The 19,046-nt window shown below is 38.7% G+C and carries 18 protein-coding genes and 1 riboswitch; of the genes, 9 read left to right on the top strand and 9 right to left on the bottom strand.

The annotated features are described in order from the left end of the window. Positions 1 to 108 precede the first annotated feature (108 nt). The 5 genes from I858_RS14025 (at position 109) to I858_RS14005 (ending at position 7,292) form a co-directional block, all read left to right on the top strand. The gene (locus tag I858_RS14025) at positions 109 to 2,157 is read left to right on the top strand and encodes a catalase (RefSeq protein ID WP_049693053.1); all 2,049 of its coding nucleotides are present in this window, start codon (positions 109 to 111) and stop codon (positions 2,155 to 2,157) included. 110 nt (positions 2,158 to 2,267) lie between these two features. Next, on the top strand, positions 2,268 to 3,371 hold the full coding sequence (locus tag I858_RS14020; protein ID WP_049693052.1) for a DUF2382 domain-containing protein: 1,104 nt from the start codon (positions 2,268 to 2,270) through the stop codon (positions 3,369 to 3,371). 119 nt (positions 3,372 to 3,490) lie between these two features. After that, complete coding sequence (locus I858_RS14015; RefSeq protein ID WP_049693051.1) at positions 3,491 to 3,691, top strand: YwbE family protein; 201 nt, start codon at positions 3,491 to 3,493, stop codon at positions 3,689 to 3,691. A gap of 156 nt (positions 3,692 to 3,847) precedes the next feature. Beyond that, entirely contained in the window at positions 3,848 to 5,974 is a 2,127-nt protein-coding gene (locus tag I858_RS14010) for an ATP-dependent helicase (RefSeq protein WP_049693050.1), read from the top strand. A 49-nt stretch (positions 5,975 to 6,023) separates the two neighbouring features. Continuing rightward, positions 6,024 to 7,292 (top strand): MDR family MFS transporter, encoded by a 1,269-nt coding sequence (locus tag I858_RS14005; protein WP_049693049.1) that lies wholly within the window; start codon positions 6,024 to 6,026, stop codon positions 7,290 to 7,292. 20 nt (positions 7,293 to 7,312) lie between these two features. On the opposite strand, the gene I858_RS14000 is transcribed toward I858_RS14005, so the two are convergent. Next, complete coding sequence (locus tag I858_RS14000; RefSeq protein WP_049693048.1) at positions 7,313 to 7,624, bottom strand: DUF3243 domain-containing protein; 312 nt, start codon at positions 7,622 to 7,624, stop codon at positions 7,313 to 7,315. Between the two features lie 162 nt (positions 7,625 to 7,786). On the opposite strand from I858_RS14000, the gene I858_RS13995 reads away from it, so the two are divergent. Beyond that, a complete protein-coding gene (locus tag I858_RS13995; protein WP_049693047.1) occupies positions 7,787 to 8,623 on the top strand; it encodes a VLRF1 family aeRF1-type release factor in 837 nt (278 codons plus the stop codon). 31 nt (positions 8,624 to 8,654) lie between these two features. Here the strand turns inward: I858_RS13995 and I858_RS13990 are convergent, their stop codons facing one another. Further along, entirely contained in the window at positions 8,655 to 9,335 is a 681-nt protein-coding gene (locus I858_RS13990; protein WP_049693046.1) for a hypothetical protein, read from the bottom strand. A gap of 143 nt (positions 9,336 to 9,478) precedes the next feature. Between I858_RS13990 and I858_RS13985 the strand changes: the two genes are divergently transcribed. Then, a complete protein-coding gene (locus I858_RS13985) occupies positions 9,479 to 9,841 on the top strand; it encodes a VOC family protein (RefSeq protein ID WP_049693045.1) in 363 nt (120 codons plus the stop codon). A gap of 147 nt (positions 9,842 to 9,988) precedes the next feature. Here the strand turns inward: I858_RS13985 and hmpA (I858_RS13980) are convergent, their stop codons facing one another. Together hmpA (I858_RS13980) and hmpA (I858_RS13975) are read right to left on the bottom strand one after the other, a co-directional pair. Continuing rightward, positions 9,989 to 11,170 carry an NO-inducible flavohemoprotein gene (hmpA, locus tag I858_RS13980; RefSeq protein WP_049693044.1) on the bottom strand — a complete coding sequence of 394 codons (1,182 nt, stop codon included), beginning with the start codon at positions 11,168 to 11,170 and terminating at the stop codon, positions 9,989 to 9,991. Positions 11,171 to 11,747: 577 nt separating this feature from the next. Then, on the bottom strand, positions 11,748 to 12,935 hold the full coding sequence (gene hmpA, locus I858_RS13975; protein WP_049693043.1) for an NO-inducible flavohemoprotein: 1,188 nt from the start codon (positions 12,933 to 12,935) through the stop codon (positions 11,748 to 11,750). A 90-nt stretch (positions 12,936 to 13,025) separates the two neighbouring features. On the opposite strand from hmpA (I858_RS13975), the gene I858_RS13970 reads away from it, so the two are divergent. Beyond that, positions 13,026 to 13,460, top strand: a complete 435-nt coding sequence (locus tag I858_RS13970) for an RrF2 family transcriptional regulator (RefSeq protein ID WP_049693042.1) — start codon at positions 13,026 to 13,028, stop codon at positions 13,458 to 13,460. A 34-nt stretch (positions 13,461 to 13,494) separates the two neighbouring features. On the opposite strand, the gene I858_RS13965 is transcribed toward I858_RS13970, so the two are convergent. The 5 genes from I858_RS13965 to I858_RS13945 all read right to left on the bottom strand — a co-directional run bounded on the left by I858_RS13965 (position 13,495) and on the right by I858_RS13945 (position 17,409). Next, positions 13,495 to 13,917 carry a pyridoxamine 5'-phosphate oxidase family protein gene (locus I858_RS13965; RefSeq protein ID WP_049693041.1) on the bottom strand — a complete coding sequence of 141 codons (423 nt, stop codon included), beginning with the start codon at positions 13,915 to 13,917 and terminating at the stop codon, positions 13,495 to 13,497. An 86-nt stretch (positions 13,918 to 14,003) separates the two neighbouring features. Next, complete coding sequence (locus I858_RS13960) at positions 14,004 to 14,897, bottom strand: EamA family transporter (RefSeq protein WP_049693040.1); 894 nt, start codon at positions 14,895 to 14,897, stop codon at positions 14,004 to 14,006. A 93-nt stretch (positions 14,898 to 14,990) separates the two neighbouring features. Then, on the bottom strand, positions 14,991 to 15,212 hold the full coding sequence (locus I858_RS13955; RefSeq protein ID WP_049693039.1) for a hypothetical protein: 222 nt from the start codon (positions 15,210 to 15,212) through the stop codon (positions 14,991 to 14,993). A 245-nt stretch (positions 15,213 to 15,457) separates the two neighbouring features. Beyond that, complete coding sequence (gene pepT / locus I858_RS13950; RefSeq protein ID WP_049693038.1) at positions 15,458 to 16,675, bottom strand: peptidase T; 1,218 nt, start codon at positions 16,673 to 16,675, stop codon at positions 15,458 to 15,460. 92 nt (positions 16,676 to 16,767) lie between these two features. Further along, the gene (locus I858_RS13945; protein ID WP_049693037.1) at positions 16,768 to 17,409 is read right to left on the bottom strand and encodes a glycerol-3-phosphate acyltransferase; all 642 of its coding nucleotides are present in this window, start codon (positions 17,407 to 17,409) and stop codon (positions 16,768 to 16,770) included. Between the two features lie 128 nt (positions 17,410 to 17,537). Then, positions 17,538 to 17,654: riboswitch (SAM riboswitch) on the top strand. A 99-nt stretch (positions 17,655 to 17,753) separates the two neighbouring features. Here I858_RS13945 and I858_RS13940 point away from each other — a divergent pair. Then, entirely contained in the window at positions 17,754 to 19,046 is a 1,293-nt protein-coding gene (locus I858_RS13940; RefSeq protein WP_049693036.1) for an O-acetylhomoserine aminocarboxypropyltransferase/cysteine synthase family protein, read from the top strand.

Genomic DNA, 19,046 nt, shown 5'->3' with positions numbered 1-19,046 from the left:
GGCTTAAACAGCCTTCGGTTATTTTTTTGGGATAAAACAGAGAAGGAGGTTTATTAAAAGCAGACAGGGTATTAGGAGAATGAATAAAAAAAGAGAAGGAGTGGCAAAATGTCAAAACAACCCGAAGTAAATAAAAACAGCAAAGATGAACAGTTGGAGCAGTACCGAGTAGATGATTCTGGAAAAAGTTTAACGACTAACCAAGGACTAAAAATGGCCGAAGATGAATTTTCATTAAAAGCCGGTGAACGAGGACCAACCTTGCTGGAAGATTTTCATTTTAGGGAAAAAATGACGCATTTTGACCATGAACGTATTCCAGAACGAGTTGTCCATGCAAGAGGTTACGCTGCACACGGTGTATTTGAAACTTATGATTCGCTAGAGCATTTAACAAAAGCAAAATTTTTATCGGAAAAAGGAAAAAAAACGCCCGTATTTGTACGCTTTTCCACAGTTGCAGGATCAAAAGGTTCTGCTGAAACTGTAAGAGATGTACGGGGTTTTGCTACTAAATTCTATACCGAAGAAGGAAACTATGATTTGGTCGGCAACAACATGCCTGTCTTTTTTATACAAGACGCCATCAAATTTCCCGATTTTGTTCATGCAGTAAAACCAGAGCCACATAATGAAATGCCGCAAGCTGCAAGTGCACACGACACATTGTGGGACTTTGTCATTAACAATCAAGAAACAGCGCACACCATAATGTGGTTAATGTCAGATCGTGCCATTCCGCGCAGTTTCCGAATGATGGATGGATTCGGCGTCCATGCTTTCCGTTTTATCAATGAAGAAGGCAAATCACATTTCGTCAAATTTACTTGGAAGTCAACACTCGGAACTCATTCGCTTGTTTGGGACGAAGCACAAAAAATTGCTGGAAAAGACGCTGACTTTAATCGTCGTGACTTATACGATTCCATTGAACAAGCTGATTTTCCTGAATGGGAACTAGGCGTACAAATAGTATCAGAAGAAGATGAACACAGCTTTGATTTCGATTTACTAGATGCAACTAAATTATGGCCACAAGAAGAAATTCCAATTCAACTAGTGGGGAAAATGACGTTGAATCGAAATGTTGATAATGTCTTTGCTGAAACAGAACAAGTGGCATTTCATCCAGGACATGTAGTTCCAGGAATCGATTTTTCAAATGATCCATTGCTTCAAGGACGTCTATTTTCATATACAGATACGCAATTGTTGCGTTTAAATGGACCGAATTTTCATGAGTTGCCGATTAACCGTCCTGTGTGTCCATTCCACAACAATCAACGAGATGGAATGGGCCGTCAATCAATTAATAAAGGGCGCGTTGCCTATCAGAAAAGCTCGTTTACAAACAACACGCCAGCTCCTGTAAGCGAAGCTGAAGGTGGCTATTCTCATTATGAAGAAAAAATAGAAGGTCGCAAAGTGCGTGCTCGTAGCGAAAGCTTCAAAGATCATTTTTCACAAGCCACTATGTTTTGGAACAGTATGACAAAACCAGAACGCCAGCACATTATTGAAGCATTTAGTTTTGAACTTGGGAAGTGTCAGGAAATGTGGATTCGTGAAGGCGCTGTAGAAATGTTTGCCAATGTTAATTTGGAAATGGCACAAGCTGTAGCTAAAAATATCGGGGTAACACCTCCGACTAGCGGTGGTTCTGATGTGACAAAGACTTCACCAGCATTAAGCATGGAAAATACAGTGAAATCAGCAGCTACTCGTAAAGTGGGCGTGTTGATTGACCAAGGATTTAATGATGCTGATGTAATAAGTATTTTAAAAGAGCTTAATACTAAAGGTGTACATTGTGAAGTTGTTAGTGAAATGCAAGGGAAACTGAAAGGTTTAGAAGGCAAAGAACTTGAAGTGGATCACACATTCACAACGACAGATCCTGTACTTTACGATGCCATTTATGCGGTAGGCGGATCTGACGTAAGTAAAAAATTCGCTAAAGAAGCAGCACGTTATATCGGAGAAGCATTCGATCATTACAAGCCAATTGGCGCTACGCATGAAGGGCAAAAATGGTTGCAAGTAGCTGGTATTGAAAGTCAGCCCGGTGTAGTTGTTGGTCGCGACGCTTCTAGCTTTATAGGTCCATTTGTAGAAGCTATTGCAGCGCATCGTCACTGGAATAGAACAATCGAATAGAGAGATATAAAATACTAGTTTATCTTTTGATATGTTTAAGAAAATGTGTGGCAGGGTATTTTCTAGACTAAGCAAGTATATTCATATTATAAAAATTGGAGGAATAGGAAATGACTAACAACAAATTTATGGGTACATTTGAAACAGAGACAGAAGTTTTAAGTAAAATTGAAGAGTTAAAAGCGCAGGGTTCTCGTGAAGATGATATGTATGTAATGGCACGGGATAAAGATCAAATTTCGATGCTTAGAGGGCGTACAGATGTAGATTATAAATCTTCAGAAGGAAACTGGATGGACAAATTCATGGGCTTCTTATCAGGAGATGATTCAACACGCGAAGCATTCACAGGAATGGGAGTCGACAAAGACGAAGCGGACCGTTATTACAACGAAGTTCAAAATGGTAAAATCTTGTTATTTGTTGACCGTGAGTACGGTGCAAACTACGAAGGAAAAGCACCATATGACAACACTTCAACTAGTTCTGCAGCAGGAACAATGGGAGCAGCTGGGCTAACTGGAGCAGGAACAAGCGGAACGCATATGGATAACGAAGCAATAGCAAAAGACGGATTAACAGTAGATACGAATGAGAAAAACGATCTTTACTATAACGAAAAAAATGATGCATTTACTTCAGACACTGCAGGTGTTGGAAGAGATTCTGGCACAGGATTTGGTCTAGGATCTGATCGTACAGAAGATAAATTCACAGAAGAAAATACAAATCGTTTTGATACCAAAGACACACATGTGGATCACGATCATACAGAAGAAGAAAAATTGCGTTTACATGAAGAGCGTTTGAGCGTTGATAAAGAACGTGTACAAACCGGTGAAGTAAATGTTGGTAAACATGTGGTTGAAGAAGAACAGTCGATTGAAGTACCAGTAGAACGTGAAGAAGTTTATATTGAACGTCGTCCCGTAAATGAAGAAGTAACAGGGAACTCGTTTGACAACGAATCCACTTTGACTGGGGATGCTTACCAAGAAGGTGAAGACATTCACATTCCAATATCGGAAGAACGTGTGGAAGTAACGAAAAAAGACGTAGTAGCTGAAGAAATTGTAGTTGGAAAACGTAAAGTACAAGATACAGAAACTGTCAATGAAACAGTTCGTCACGAAGAAGCAGATATTGAAGGTGATACTGAATCTAAAGACAACAAATTAAACCGTGAAAATCGTATAGATCGCGATCGCTTGTAATCAAGCATCATAAAAAAAGCGGGGGTAACCCCGCTTTTTTATTTTGATATCTTGTCAACATCTGTTTTGTTTAGAGGAAAATAGTAGCGTATAGTAGAAAGAAGCAAGGAGGGACTTATATGGATGGTAAAAAAAGAAGCGATGTAAGACCAGGTATCCAAGTAAATGTAATTTTGAAACAAGACCAACGTTCAGGAAAAAAAACACAAGGTGTTGTTAAAGACTTGTTAACCAACTCGGCGACGCATCCGCATGGTATTAAAGTACGTTTAGAAGATGGACAAGTCGGACGAGTTTGTGAGATTTTACCACAAAAATAAAAGTAGGTTTAGTTTATAAAAAACTGCATGTATTTTCTTTTACGTATGCTAGTCATTCACAACCGATTTTTCAACTAAATCTACAAAAACGGAGCCGTAAAAGGTTCCGTTTTTGTGTTAATATAGGAGTATTGAAAAATGAAGGAGTCTCTTGTCATGAGCCAATTCTTTGAACGGAAAAAACAGGAACTTGGAGTTCAGTTAAACAAAATACAACGAAAAGCAGTAGAACGGACAGAAGGACCTTTGCTATTGCTCGCGTGTCCTGGATCTGGAAAAACAACAACAATGATCATGCGTATTGGATACTTGATCGAAGAAAAAGGAATATCACCGCAGCGCATTAAAGCAATCACGTTTAGTAAAGCTTCCGCTAATGATATGCTCGAGCGCTATAAGCGGTTTTTTCCTTTACTTCAACCCATCGATTTTTCGACTATTCATAGCTTAGCATTTCAAATTACACGTGATTATTTTTCAGGGTCACGCTACGTTATGATTGAAGGCAATGAAACCAATGGCCTTCATAAGAAAAAGTTGCTTCGTGAAATGTATCGAACTGAAAACGATGAACCGATCACAGACGACCAATTAGAAGAACTAATGTCGTTTATTAGCTATGTCAAAAATAAAATGTTGCCGAGACAGCAATGGGCTAAGTTGAAGGAACCTTTTCCTGGTGCCATTGAAATACTCAAAACATACGAAGCCTTTAAAGAAAACTATGACGTAAGGTTAGTGGATTTTGATGATATGTTATCACTGGCTTATGAAGCATTGGATAAAGATAAGAATCTATTGGCAAAATACCAAGGGCGTTGGGATTACATCATGACAGACGAAAGCCAAGACACATCGCTCATACAGCATGCGATCGTTGAAAAGTTAGTAGCCCATCATCAAAACCTTTGTGTTGTAGCCGATGACGATCAATCAATTTATACGTGGAGAGCAGCTGAGCCTACATATTTATTGAAGTTTAGAACGGTTTATCCCAATGCGTATATTATGAAAATGGAACGCAATTACCGTTCTTCGCAGAATATTGTCCAGACTGCGAATCAGTTTATTAAAACCAATAAAAAGCGACACGATAAAAGCATGTTCACGAAACAACCAGAAGGCGATCCTATTATTTTAAAACGTTTGAGTTCAGAAGATGCACAATTCAAATATGTTTTAAAAGAACTTAAAGAACTAAGCGACTACGGAGATATTGCTATTCTCTACCGCAACAACTCATCGTCCACTTTACTAATGAGTGAACTAGAACGTTTAGGCATTCCTTTTTATATGAAAGATTCCGATAACCGGTTTTTCTCTCATTGGATTGTAGAAGATATGTTAAATTTTATGCGCTTTAGCTTAAAGCCAGAACGTATTGACATCTATTCAAAAATTGCTTCCAAAACCAATGCGTATTGGTCAAGTAGTCAGTTGAAAATGCTGAGTCGTATGAAGCCAACAAGCGAGAATGCCTTTGATGATATCAATTTAACAATTACTTTAAAAGACTATCAAATTAAAATTTTAAACGAGCAGAAAAAATGGTTTGCTGCCTTAAATGGGATGAAACCTTTGAAAGTAATTCGAACAATTCGTGGAGAAATGGGTTATGATCAAATGCTTGCTAGTCGTGCAGAGAAATTTGGAATGAAAATGACGTACTTGGCACAGATTTTCACAACTTTAGAGCAAATTGCAGAACCTCTTGAATCGATGACAGCTTTTGCTAAACGACTCAAACAATTAGAACAAGTCACGCAACAAGCAAAAAAAGAAAAAACAGATGATATGTTGACCTTATCAACTTTTCATAGCTCAAAAGGGTTGGAATTTGAACGAGTGTACATGATTGATTTAGTAGAAGGTGTGATTCCAACAGAAGAAGATGCGGAAGCACCTGATTTAGTAGAAGAAGCACGTCGATTATTTTATGTGGGCATGACCAGAGCAAAAACGCATTTAGAGCTGATCAGTCATGGCAATGAATCGCGTTTTGTAGAAGAAGTGAGGAAGTTAATCGTTCCTGAAAAAAGGCTAGTCACTTCACAAAGTAATATAGTAAAAACACCAATTAACGTAACAGTGCCTGATAATCCAAACGCTATCCATTCCGAGGAAGTATTGCGCGAAGGAGTCTTTGTTCGTCACCGCGTTTTTGGTGCAGGTGAAATTGTTGAACGAGACCACGAACGAATTTCAATTCAATTTGCTAAAGAACGAAAAGAATTGATGATTGATATTTGCATAAGTTATCGGTTATTGGAAATTATCAACTAGCGCCTCTGAAAAACAGACGTGACATATAGAAGAACGCGGGGAATTGGAAATGAGATTTAAGGATTGGGATCGCAGTTTAAAAGTTCGTTTAATTGGCGAATTTTTCATGAATACAAGTTATTGGATGGTATTTCCGTTTTTAGCAATATACTTTGCAGAAGAGTTTGGTAAAGGAACGGCTGGCTTATTGCTCGTTGTTTCTCAAGTTTTTTCTGTAGCTGCAAACTTAGTTGGAGGGTATTGTGCTGACCGATTTGGACGTAAACGTATGCTTGTTGTCGCTTCTATTGCACAAGGCTTTTCGTTTTTGTTATTTGCTTTTGCTAATTCACCCTGGCTTCAATCTCCTGAGCTCGGATTTATCGCGTTTACACTAGCTGGAATGTGCGGGTCTTTATATCAACCAGCAAGTCAAGCAATGATCGCTGATGTTGTACCGGAAAAATACCGTGGTGATGTTTTTGCTATTTTTTATACAACTTTAAATATTGCAGTCGTAGTAGGGCCTCTTTTTGGCGCAATTCTCTTTTTCTCTTACCGTTTTGAGTTATTATTGGTGGTTACCGTTATATCCATGCTGCTCGGATTGGTATTGAAATTGCTTATAAAAGAAACGTTGTCACAAGTGATGCTAGATAAATGGCAAACTCAAACTGCAACTGGTTGGGTGGGCGCGATTTCAAAGCAATTTAAAGAGTATGGGCTAATTTTTAAAGACCGCTTGTTTATGCTGTTTATCGTCGCTGGAATTTTAGGAGCACAAACTTTTATGCAATTGGATTTGTTAATCCCAATTTATTTGAGAGAAACTATTGATACACAAACAATTGCCTCCTTTTTTAGTAAAGAATGGTCCGTTACAGGGGAAACTTCTTTCGGTATTTTATTAGCTGAAAATGGGTTGTTTGTGGCGTTATTGACAGTTGTTGTGACAAGATGGATGACGAAGTTTCCAGAGAAGTGGGTATTCTTTGCATCAGCTGCTTTTTATGGATTGGCAATGTGGTTGTTTCCGTTAACGTCATGGTTCTGGATGTTTGTTGTTGCAATGGGAATATTTACTTTTGCGGAGTTAATGGTGGTTGGTCTGCAGCAAAGCTTTATTTCTAAGCTTGCACCAGAAGACATGCGCGGCCAATACTTTGCGGCGGCTAGTTTGCGTTACACAATTGGACGCATGATTGCACCGATTTCTATCCCCATGACAGCCTGGTTTGGTTTTCCATTGACGTTTGGTGTATTAGGGTTACTGGCATTTGCGAGCGGTTTTGTCTACTTGCTTATGTTCCGATTATACGAAAAAAAACCTTCCCATTGAGGAAGGTTTTTTGTTTAGAATTACTTTTGATCTTTCGCTAATTTTACTAGCATATGTGCAAGCATGTGTTGCTCTTCTTTATCGCCAACCTGCCATAAGCGGTGCAATAAATATTCTTCGCTGTTTTTAGGATCTTCTTTTTTCGCAAGGTAAGATGCGACTTTTTCAGCTAGTTGCGCAATGCGTTCTTCGCTCAAGCCTAATTTTTCGCCCATTTCCACTTTATCACTTAAGTAATTCATGAATACAGAGAAATCTGCTAAAATCTTATCTTTTTTCTGTTGATCTGTATTTTCTAATTTATCTTCAACTTTTTTATTGATGTTTTCCATACTTTTTCCAGCTCCCTTTATGGTTTTTCAATACATATACTATTTACCACAATACAAAAAAATTTAAACATCAAATTTAAAAACCTTCAGAAGATTCGTTTAAATAGAATCTATACGGGTAATCAGGTAGTAAGGATGGAATATAACAAGGAGGATGATTGAATGACCTTATACGACAAAATCCAGGAATTGAAAAACTTTGAATGTCCAGATCGTTGCGTGTTAAGTGTATATTTGAATACCAATCCAGCTGATCCGGATGCCCAAAATGGGGCATGGAAGATCCATCTGAAAAATGGCTTAAAGCGATTAGATGAGTACTTAACAGCTTCGAACAACGAAAAAGAAATAAAAGACTATAAAGACTTGAGAAAAAAAGTAGAAAAAGAAATTTTAGATAACCAAACAGAGTTTCAAAAAGGAGTCATCATTTTCGCATCCCCATACAACGATTTATGGTCAGTACATTATGTACAAGTGCCGGTAAAAACAAGTTTTCACTGGGAAAACAAACCTGAATTAGAAGAGCTGCGATACATGTACAAAGCTTATCCTTATGCTGGTATTGTTTTGCCAGGCTTTAAAGGAATTCGTGTTATTGATACATCGATGGGGATTATAAATGAAGAATTTTTTTATGAGTTTGATGCAGGCCTAGAAGTGTGGACTGAACAAAAAGGTGTACGCAGTTCCGGCTCTCTTGGCGGTGGAGCAGGTGGTGGTGGCGTAGCCGTTACTGGCGGAAGCGGCGGTGGAAGTCCAGTCGATGAACTAGATCATAGACTAAAAGAGAATTTGGAACGTTTTTATAAAGATATGGGCAGCAAAATAGATAAATTGAAAAAAGAACGCAAATGGGAAGAAATCCATGTGGTTGGAGAAGCCGATCACGCTAAATCGTTTGCGAAAACACTTCAACAAAAACCAAAAAGTTGCGTGTTTAAAAACTTGATGAATAACGACCCTGGAAAAATCCTACACGAAGTATTTGAAGTATAAAACAAACACCTCAGCATGTTGCTGAGGTGTTTTAATTTGGCTTTGGACAAAAAGTGCACGTATCAAACGAAGACATTTCTTTATACAAACAGCATGTTTTTCGTAAAGGCTTTGAAACTGCTTGTCGCAACGAAGTATTGCCGAGTAGCTTAGCAAGATAAGAGGTCTTAATAGGTTTCCAATTTGCAGCATTTAGCAGCCAGTCAAAATCTTCTGCTACCAATCGTGGATTCCGAGCTTCCATACTGGCATAGTACCATAAAAGAGATCCAAGAACATTTTCCCAACAAGTGATTGGAGAAATTTTTATGTGTTTTTTAAATTCGTTTAACAAGTCATCAACTTGTTTAGAAAGAATGTCATGAAAAGCTTGAAATCGCTTTTCTGAATCAACAGTTTGAAATGTAGAAGACGATACATGTGTTTGCAAGAGTGGCAAACCGTAATTATGAACGCGGTCAAACTGCAATTCACGCCAATCGACAGAAAAAAAACCATGATGTTGGTGGAGTAAAGTAAATTGAGCAGTTACGTAAAGTGCATATTGTCGGAAAAAATAAGAAACAGCTACACCCGCATTATCAGTATGGCACCAGTTCTTTAGTTCCTCAATCATGATCGGAATATCCTGCTTAAGCGGTTGCTGAGGAAGACGATCTACTGAGACGGATTGACTACTTAGCCAGTATGTAGCTTGTTGTGGGAACGTCATATGGATTCACCTCTTTATTGTTTATGCTACGTCAAATAGAAAGAGTTTGCAAAGTGAATAAATGGAGTTACCGAAAAATCGAGGAATATTCATCTATGATATTATTGAGAAAGTAAATAAACTCTAGAAAAAGGAGTATGAATATGAATTTTTCTGTTTTGAAGATCGATCATGTACAAGTGGCAGCACCTGCAGGAAAAGAAAGGGAAGCGATAGCTTTTTATGCAGGAATTTTGAGGATGCAAGAGCTTGAAAAACCAGAAGTATTGAAAAGAAGAGGAGGCGCATGGTTTGGATTTGGCGAACAACAATTGCATGTAGGTGTTGAAGAGCCTTTTTCACCAGCTAAAAAAGCGCATCCAGCATTTCGAGTAGCAGGCTACAAAGAGCTGAAAGCACATTTGCTAGTAAATAAAGTGGAAGTTAAAGAAGATAAAAGCATTCCAGGTGTAGAGCGATTTTTTATTTTTGATCCGTTCGGTAATCGGCTAGAGTTTTTAGATTAACAATGCCCTGCGCTTTAGCAGGGCATTTATTTATTGTAAGTGAATTTCTGGCAGTAGATAACACAATAGATTTAAACGACTACTGCTTATTGCAATAAATGACTGCATATAAAAAGCTGTCCAGTGAATGGACAGCTTCTAAAAATATTATACAGTTTGAAGAGCGACAGCTGGACCAAAGAATTCAAAATGAATTTGTTCTTCTTTCATTCCAAGTGCGCTCAGTTGTTGAATCATGGCTTCCATGAAAGGAACAGGACCACATACATAAACGTCACCTGTAATGTCGACGTACTCTTCTAAAATTGCTTGTGTAATATACCCTTGTGGCTGATCAGAATAAAGTGTTTTGTAGTTTGCATTAGCCATAGCTGCAACGTGTTTTTGAATATCTTTGTCGAAAGCGTGCAAGGATTCATTGCGTGCAGCATGAAGAAAGGCTGTTGGACGCTCAGGAGTTAAAGTAGCCACAGTTTCGAACATGCTCATCATTGGTGTAATACCAACACCGCCGCTGACAAATGCTACGGGTGTATCTTTTTCAGTATCTAGAACGAATTCACCTGCAGGAGCGCTGACTTCAAAGCGATCGCCTACATTCATTTCGTCATGAAGATAAACAGATACACGTCCGTTCGGATCATTGTCTGCATCACGTTTAACTGAAATACGGAACTCATCTTCACAAGCAGCTTGTGAAAGACTGTATTGACGGTTGAACAAATACTGTTCTCCTGGAATTGCCATGCGTACAGAAATGTATTGACCAGGCTGATAAGCTGGAACATTTTTTCCGTCTACTGGTTTTAAATAGAAAGAAGTAATGTTTTCGCTCTCTTTTTCTTTACGAGCAATTGAGAAGTCTTTAAAGAAACTCCAACCATTTTCTTGAGTTTCCATATTTGCATACATATCTTTTTCAACACCGATAAAGGCATCTGCAATGACACCATAAGCTTCTGCCCATGCATTGATAATTTCGTCAGTTGCAGCATCACCTAAAACTTCTTTAATTCCTTTTAATAGGTATTCTCCAACAATCGGATAATGTTCCGGTTTGATTCCCAAACTTACATGTTTGTTGGAAATTTGCACGATAGCTGGAAGAATAGCTTCTAAATTGTCAATATGAACTGCTGCAGCGTAAACCGTGTTTGCTAATGCAGCTTGTTGACGACCTTGTTTTTGGTTTGCGTGATTAAAAATATTTAAAAGTTCAGGATGTGCTTCGAACATATTTTTGTAAAAAACAGTTGTGATCGCTGTTCCGTGCTCTTCTAATACCGGTACTGTGGATTTAATGATTGTTCTTGTCTCTTGTGATAACATGGTCAATCTCTCCTTTTGTTTTCTATACCTTGACTATACTCCTCCAATCTTTTTAAAGATATATTTTAAATACTTCTTTAAAATTTAGACACAATTGACTTCACAAAAAAGTCACAACAAAAGAAAAGCAGAAGCGACCGTTTAGCTCCGACAGGCATAAGGTGGATCAGCGGTGTGGCGTTCTTTGCCACGCAGTTGAGTTGACTTATGCCCCGAGGAGTTGGTCGCTGGAGTCTGGACAAAAAGAAAAGCAGAAGCGACCGTTTAGCTCCGACAGGCATAAGGCGGATCAGCGGTGTGGCGTTCTTTGCCACGCAGTTGAGTTGACTCATGACCCGAGGAGTTGGTCGCTGGAGTCTGGACAAAAAGAAAAGCAGAAGCGACCGTTTAGCTCCGGTAAGAGTTAATTCCACTAAATGGATATACAGTCCGTATTCATTCAAATACTGTCCATTAGTTGATGAATACTGTCTAAACAAAGAGAAATACTGTCCAAACTCATCAAAATACGTCATATTTCGCCTACATGCTTCTAAACACATAAAAAAGCCCAGCATAAGCTGGGCGGCTAATCTATTTATTCACTATCCATCGTTAAATTCATTGCTGGACCAAAAAACTCGTAATGAATCTGTTCTTCTGGAATGCCTAATCCGCGCAATTCACGAATCATAATTTCCATAAAGCGTGGCGGACCACAAACATAGATATCACTAGCTGGATCCACATACTCTTCTAGCATTTCCCGTGTTATAAACCCATTTGGTTCATCAGAATACACTGTTTTGTAACGAGCGTTTTCCATTTTTTTAGCATAAGATTGAATGTCTGAATCGAAAGCGTGTTGATTTGGATTACGCGCACCATGCAAGAAAGCAGTTGGACGTTCGGGTGTAGATCGTGCAACTGTTTCAAACATACTCATCATTGGAGTAATCCCGACACCGCCACTAATGAAAGCAACAGGCGTTGTTTTCGATAGATCGAGTACAAAGACTCCAGCAGGTGCACTTACTTCGATAGGATCACCTTCATTGAGGCTGCGGTGCAGATAGTTGGAAACAACACCATTTGGATCGTTGTCATTTTCACTTTTAACTGAAATGCGGAACTCATCGGGCTTTGGTGCTTGAGAAAGACTGTATTGCCGAATGACTAAAAATTCTTCTCCAGGCATCGTAAGTCGCACTGAAATGTATTGACCTGGTGTATAAGGAGGTACATCAGATCCGTCTGCAGGCTTTAAATAGAAAGAAGTAATGACGTCACTTTCTTTGACTTTGCGTGCAACAACAAAATCTTTAAAAAATACCCAACCATTTTCTTGGTCTTCTGTTTCTTTATACATGTCTTTCTCAACATTAATAAAAGCATCTGCAATGACTCCATAAGCTTCAGCCCACGCTTCAAGAATTTCGTCTGTTGCAGCGTCACCCAATATTTCTTTCATGGCTTTTAGTAAATAGTCACCAACAATTGGATAATGTTCAGGTAAAACGCCAACACTCACATGCTTGTGTGCCACCTGAACAACCGTTGGAAGAATTTCTTCCAAGTTATCAATGTGAACGGCAGCTGCGTGAACTGAATTTGCTAGTGCAGCTTGTTGGCGACCTTGTGCTTGGTTTGCCTGATTGAAAATATTCAATAACTCAGGATGCGCTACAAAAAGATTTTCATAAAATCGAGTGGTAATTGCAACACCATGTTCCTCTAAAACGGGGACAGTAGACTTAACAATAGAACGAGTTTGTTCTGATAACATAGTAAACACTCCTTTTCGTATTTTGAGGTTCATTTGCTTTCGAAAGAACTAAAAAGTCGCTATAATAAACAGTCAGAAGAGGTGAATAAAATGAGATTGACCATGTATACTGATTTCTCATTACGTGTTTTGATTTATTTAGGCACAAAAGAGCCAGAAAAACTGACGACTATCCAAGAAATTTCTGATGCTTACAATATATCCAAGAATCATTTGACTAAAGTTACGTTTGAGCTCGGAAAAGCAGGTTTCATTCAAACAGTTAGGGGAAGAGGCGGTGGTATTCGTCTTGCAGATCTCCCTCAACAGATTAATGTTGGTACGGTAGTAAGGAAAATGGAAGACGACTTCCATTTGGTTGAATGTTTTAACTCGGCTACAAATCGTTGTCCCATTTCGTCAATTTGCGGGTTGCGCGGTGCTTTAGGCAAAGCACTCAACGCATATTTATCAGTACTCGATGAATATACGCTTGAAGACCTGATGTTTAATAGGGAAGGGCTTCGTGAAATTCTTCAAACATAAAAAAACGGCTCATGATTTTGAGCCGTTTTTGTGTTTACAGTTCTAGAGTTTGTGGCTCTTCACCTTTTTTATTCATTAAGCGAATCCGCTCTGGTTTTATAGCTAAAATAATAAGATTTGGATCGTCTGGACCTTCAAACCAGTCTTTTAAATTATCATTCCATACTTTGTCGATAATTTTGCGATCGTCATTTAAAGACATTGTGCCTTCGATTTCTAAAAATGCATCACCAATGCCTTCTCCTTCATAGCCTAAAAGAATATGAGCATGTGGGTTTGCTTCTAGTTCATCAACTTTTTGTGTTTTTTTGCTAGTGGCAGTGTAGAGTGTGAACTCGTCATTAAAGAAAGTCATGTAGCGTGAATGGGGCTTATCCCCTTTTACTGTGGCTAATGTTCCTACGTAACTTTCCTCAAGAACTTTTAATGCAGCTTTTTTTACATCTTCTTGATTCATCTACTATCACTCCTTTTGTCTATATAGTTGTCTATTCCTGTTTCACTCCGAATTAAACATAAAAGACCTGCTAAGGTAGCAGGTCTTTAAATATGTTCTACAGTTTTGGGCGTTCGATTAAACGCACTTGGCAAAACCATTCCGATCAAAATAATAAAGATCCCGACAATTTGAAGCGAACTTAATGTTTCGTTCAAAATAAGAACAGATGCAATGACAGCAACGGGCAACTCCATTGCGCTTAAAATCGAAGCGAGTCCAGAGCCGACGCGCGGAACGGCGATAGAAAAGAAATAGATTGGCATAATGATGCCAAAAAAGCCCAGCAATAAGCCGTAAATCCATAAGCCTTCAGTGAATAATTGACCGTTCCAAACAATTTCAGGTGTTTGAAAAAGTCCTACAATGATTGCTGCAAAAAGTGACACATAAAACAGACGGGCTGATGTGTCCATGCCTTCGATTTGCTTACCATTGACAAACATAAACGCAGAAAAACAAAATGCAGCAGCCATGCCCCATACCCAACCTTGCCATGGAATGCCACTGAGGTCAGTGCCAATAATACCCGCTGCAAACAATGTACCAGCAAATAATAAAATTAACGAAAAAACTTCTGTTCGTTTAAGCCATCGGCGATTAACGATACAATCTAAGAACATGCCAATCCAAGTAAATTGGAATAATAAAACAACGGCTAGTGAAGCGGGAAGGTAGTTAAGAGAATGTGCATACACCATACCGGTGGCCGCTGTAAAGCTACCCGACAGCACCAAAATTTTCCAACCTTTCAGACGAGGCATTTTTCGTTGTGTCACAAAAAATAACAGAGCTGCCAATGCGAACCCTATAAAGTATTGACTAGTTACTGCTTCCGCAGAAGTAAATCCATTTTTCATGGCCACCTTTATAATAGTTGAGAGAATCCCATAACAGCTTGCAGCTATGACGACCATAAGCGGATAAATCCAGTTTTTCATTTTCTTTCACTCCTGTTCAAATGAGAATCATAGCATAAAAAACCCACAGAGAACAGTCTCTGTGGGTTTTTGCTATAACAAACATTTGCACGATTATTCAGGGAATTTCTCTTCGCTTGAAGAACTATTCTTAGTACCGCGCTTATCGCCTTCTTCACGCTTCTCTTGTTTTAAGTCTTCCATAGGAATAGCGTCAACAGTTAACTCTTCTTCGTGCATTTCAGTAAGAGTTTTTTTATCAGTTTTATACTGTTCTGGATTGTCCATTGAAGCACCTTCACGCTTGTCTTGATCTAGTGATTTTTTATCTGACATATAGAGCACCTCTTCCTTTTGTATGTATCCTTTATATTCCTTAAACAAAAGTTTTAAAACATCTGCTTTTTCAACAACATGGTATGCGTAAACAACATCACGAATATTCTGCTAGAAATAGTCAGATTTCAATAAAGTTTATTTTAAGGATGGTGTAGCTATTTAAAAGCATCCTCAGTGCAAAAGTTGAAGCCTTACAAAAGAAAAAGACATATTGGAATGTTTCCAATACATCTTTTTGAGTTTTATTTAGCTGATTTTACGAGTTCGATAATTACTTGTGTAGCTTTTTCCATGTTTTCAGCAGAGATAAATTCGTATTTTCCATGATAGTTCTCGCCACCTGTAAAAATATTAGGTGTTGGAAGTCCCATATAAGACAATTGAGAACCATCCGTTCCGCCACGAACAGGAACAATATTTGGTTCGATTTCTAGTGTTTTCATAACTTGTTCCGCATAGTCAACAATTTTCATAACAGGTACGATTTTTTCGCGCATATTGTAATATTGATCTTCGAGTTCTAAATGAATAACTTCTTTACCGTACTGCTGCTGAAGCTTCTCTGCCACAGCTTGCATATGTTGTTTTTTCTCTTCAAACTTCTCTTTATCGAAATCGCGGATAATATAGCTTAATTCTGCTGTTTCGACGTCGCCAACAAAATTATTCAGATGAATAAATCCTTCGTAGCCTTCTGTCAGTTCAGGAACTTCATTTTTAGGCATTTCTTGCTGAAATTGAATAGCCACGGTTTGTGCATTGACCATCTTGTCTTTTGCAGAGCCCGGATGGACACTTTTGCCTTGAACAATCAGTTTACCACTTGCTGCATTAAAACTTTCATACTGCAACTCACCAAGAGGACCACCATCCATCGTATAGGCATATTCAGCGCCAAAGCGTTTAACGTCAAATTTGTGTGGACCGCGACCGATTTCTTCATCAGGCGTAAATGCGACGCGAATTTTCCCATGTTCGATTTCTGGATGCTTAATTAAATAGTCCATCGCTGTCATAATCTCAGCTATACCTGCTTTATTGTCTGCACCGAGAAGCGTGGTGCCGTCTGTCGTAATGAGTGTATGGCCAACATAATTTTTGAGAGCAGGAAAATCTGCTACTAACATGTGAATGTTGTCGTTTAAAGGAATATCTTGCCCATCATAATTGTCAATGCGTTTTGGATTGACATTCTTCCCAGTAAAATCAGTAGCTGTATCTACATGCGCTAAAAAGCCGATAACTGGAATTTCTTTATCAGTATTAGCAGGTAACGTACCGAAAAGATACCCTGCATCATCCATACTAACTTCTTTGAGTCCAATGCTTTTCATTTCTTTTTCCAGTTCATGGAGTAAGTTCCACTGTCCTTCAGTCGAAGGTGTCGTGTCACTCGTAAAGTCAGATTGTGTATCGATTTTAGCATAACGAACAAGTCGTTCAATTAAATTTTCTAACATGTATAAATCCTCCTAAAATAAGTCTCGTATCTATTTTAACATGAAGCAAGAAAATTCTGTCATAAAACGAGATAATAAAGAGAATTCCTTTGTTAGGTAGGCGTTGTCGGCTTCCTACGTAAAACTGCTGATACTTTGTTTTCACTCCCATTTTTTATGCGTATAATATTTTCCTGGTGTTTCCAAAGAGCCATTGCAAAAAGTACCGTAGCAATCACGAGAGGCCATGGTCCTACTGCCGGAATAACTGCGATTACTAAATAAACGCTATACAATACGAGTACACCAATTACTAAGTAATCTGTTACGAGTGAAACAGTGATTAATAATATAAGACCGAGCAAACCGAGCTTCCAATCAAGTGCTAACATAACGCCTATAACAGAGGCTGTCCCTTTGCCTCCTTGAAACTTCATGAAAAATGGGAAGTTATGCCCGACAATAACGCCAGCACCTGCGACAAACAATAACGCCCATGTTACGTCAGCTGCAAAATTACCTGTAGAAAGCAATAAACGCAAACCCGCTACAGCTACGAATCCTTTGAAGATATCAACAATAGCTACAAGTAATCCGTATTTCCAACCCAATACGATAGCCGCGTTAGAAGCACCAGAATTTTTAATGCCTTGTTTTTTAACATTCACGCCTGATAACATCTGCGCTACCAAAGATCCATGACAACAGCCGATTCCATAGCTTGCAATAAATAATAGCAAAATCCACATAAACATAATCGATTCCTCCTCTATATACAGATAACGTTTGAAAATGGCTGAGGTTTCAAAATTTTTCGACTAATTAGCTTGACAAATGTCTGGAAAGTTTTTATACTTCACAACAAGATCAAAAAAATCAAATACTCTTATCAAGAGTGGCGGAGGGATAGGCCCTATGATGCCCGGCAACCAACAGATGAATTTATCTGGAAAGGTGCTAATTCCTACAGAATCGATGTACAGGTTCTGACAGATAAGAGGAGGAAACTCCGTATTTTGCGGCCCTCTTCTTAAACGAAGGGGGCTTTTTGTTGTCCCTTTTCGGAACTACAGCACGTAAATAAGAGGGGGAATAGAAAATGATGAACTTAAAACCAGAAACGTTATTGCTACACGGCGGGCAGCAACCAGATCCAACAACAGGATCTAGAGGTGTACCAGTATACAAAACAACTTCTTATGTTTTTCGTGATACACAGCACGCACAAGATCTTTTTGGGTTAAAAGAAGCAGGGAACATTTACTCACGTATTATGAATCCAACAGTTGACGTTTTCGAACAAAGAGTAGCTTTGCTTGAAGGAGGAACTGCAGCAGTTGCTCTTTCATCAGGAATGGCAGCAATTGCCTTTTCAATTTTAAACATTGCAGAAGCAGGAGATGAAATTGTGGCAGATAGCAGTCTTTATGGTGGTACGCATAACTTATTTGCCAATACACTGCCGCGTTATGGCATTACGACTAAATTTGTTGATGCTACAAATCCAGAGAATTTCAAAGCAGCCATTACAAATAAAACAAAAGTAATTTTTGGCGAAATTATTGGGAATCCTAGTTTGAATATCTTTGATGTCGAAAAAATTGCAGCTATTGCTCACAATCATGGACTTCCGTTATTGATTGATAATACATTTGCTTCTCCATATGGCAGCAATCCAATTGAGTTTGGCGCAGATGTCGTTATTCATTCAGCTACAAAGTGGATTGGTGGTCATGGCACGACAATTGGCGGAGTTGCAGTAGACGCTGGCACGTTTAATTGGAACAATCCACGTTTTCCCAATTACACTGAACCAGATAGATCTTACCACGGTTTGTGTTATGGAATAGATGTCCCGAATGCAGCTTTTGCAACAAAACTACGTGTTCAGTTATTGAGAGATTTTGGTCCGTCATTAAGTCCAGATAGCGCACATGCATTAATTCAAGGTTTAGAAACGTTGCACTTACGCATTCCCAAGCATAATAGCAACGCTCAAGTTATTGCAGAATATTTAAAAGAACATCCACAAATTGAATGGGTGAATTACTTAGGATTCGAAGATCATCCATCTCATCAGCTAGCGAAGAAATACTTGAAAAACAATGGGTACGGATCGATTGTTAATTTTGGTATTAAAGGTGGACGAGAAGCAGGACGCAAAGTGATTGATAGCATCCAGTTGTGGTCACATGTTGCAAACGTGGGTGATGCAAAGTCGTTAATCATCCATCCAGCTTCAACAACTCATCAACAGTTGAACGATGAAGAACTAAAATCATCTGGTGTAACCGAAGAGTTGATTCGGTTGTCGATTGGTTTAGAAGACCCAGAAGATTTAATCGCGGACTTAGAACAAGCGATTCAAGTCGCAACATTAGCAAAAGCATAA

The organism is Planococcus versutus (genome assembly GCF_001186155.3).
In the GTDB taxonomy this organism is placed as follows: Bacteria; Bacillota; Bacilli; order Bacillales_A; family Planococcaceae; genus Planococcus; species Planococcus versutus.
Note: the sequence above shows the minus strand (reverse complement) of the source record. Positions and strands in the feature narration are given on the sequence as shown.

Excerpts from the sequence above, each read along its gene's own strand:
- I858_RS14025 (WP_049693053.1), top strand. The coding sequence starts at position 109 with ATGTCAAAACAACCCGAAGTAAATAAAAACAGCAAAGATGAACAGTTG.
- I858_RS14020 (WP_049693052.1), top strand. The coding sequence starts at position 2,268 with ATGACTAACAACAAATTTATGGGTACATTTGAAACAGAGACAGAAGTT.
- I858_RS14015 (WP_049693051.1), top strand. The coding sequence starts at position 3,491 with ATGGATGGTAAAAAAAGAAGCGATGTAAGACCAGGTATCCAAGTAAAT.
- I858_RS14010 (WP_049693050.1), top strand. The coding sequence starts at position 3,848 with ATGAGCCAATTCTTTGAACGGAAAAAACAGGAACTTGGAGTTCAGTTA.
- I858_RS14005 (WP_049693049.1), top strand. The coding sequence starts at position 6,024 with ATGAGATTTAAGGATTGGGATCGCAGTTTAAAAGTTCGTTTAATTGGC.
- I858_RS14000 (WP_049693048.1), bottom strand. The coding sequence starts at position 7,624 with ATGGAAAACATCAATAAAAAAGTTGAAGATAAATTAGAAAATACAGAT.
- I858_RS13995 (WP_049693047.1), top strand. The coding sequence starts at position 7,787 with ATGACCTTATACGACAAAATCCAGGAATTGAAAAACTTTGAATGTCCA.
- I858_RS13990 (WP_049693046.1), bottom strand. The coding sequence starts at position 9,335 with ATGACGTTCCCACAACAAGCTACATACTGGCTAAGTAGTCAATCCGTC.
- I858_RS13985 (WP_049693045.1), top strand. The coding sequence starts at position 9,479 with ATGAATTTTTCTGTTTTGAAGATCGATCATGTACAAGTGGCAGCACCT.
- hmpA (WP_049693044.1), bottom strand. The coding sequence starts at position 11,170 with ATGTTATCACAAGAGACAAGAACAATCATTAAATCCACAGTACCGGTA.
- hmpA (WP_049693043.1), bottom strand. The coding sequence starts at position 12,935 with ATGTTATCAGAACAAACTCGTTCTATTGTTAAGTCTACTGTCCCCGTT.
- I858_RS13970 (WP_049693042.1), top strand. The coding sequence starts at position 13,026 with ATGAGATTGACCATGTATACTGATTTCTCATTACGTGTTTTGATTTAT.
- I858_RS13965 (WP_049693041.1), bottom strand. The coding sequence starts at position 13,917 with ATGAATCAAGAAGATGTAAAAAAAGCTGCATTAAAAGTTCTTGAGGAA.
- I858_RS13960 (WP_049693040.1), bottom strand. The coding sequence starts at position 14,897 with ATGAAAAACTGGATTTATCCGCTTATGGTCGTCATAGCTGCAAGCTGT.
- I858_RS13955 (WP_049693039.1), bottom strand. The coding sequence starts at position 15,212 with ATGTCAGATAAAAAATCACTAGATCAAGACAAGCGTGAAGGTGCTTCA.
- pepT (WP_049693038.1), bottom strand. The coding sequence starts at position 16,675 with ATGTTAGAAAATTTAATTGAACGACTTGTTCGTTATGCTAAAATCGAT.
- I858_RS13945 (WP_049693037.1), bottom strand. The coding sequence starts at position 17,409 with ATGTTTATGTGGATTTTGCTATTATTTATTGCAAGCTATGGAATCGGC.
- I858_RS13940 (WP_049693036.1), top strand. The coding sequence starts at position 17,754 with ATGATGAACTTAAAACCAGAAACGTTATTGCTACACGGCGGGCAGCAA.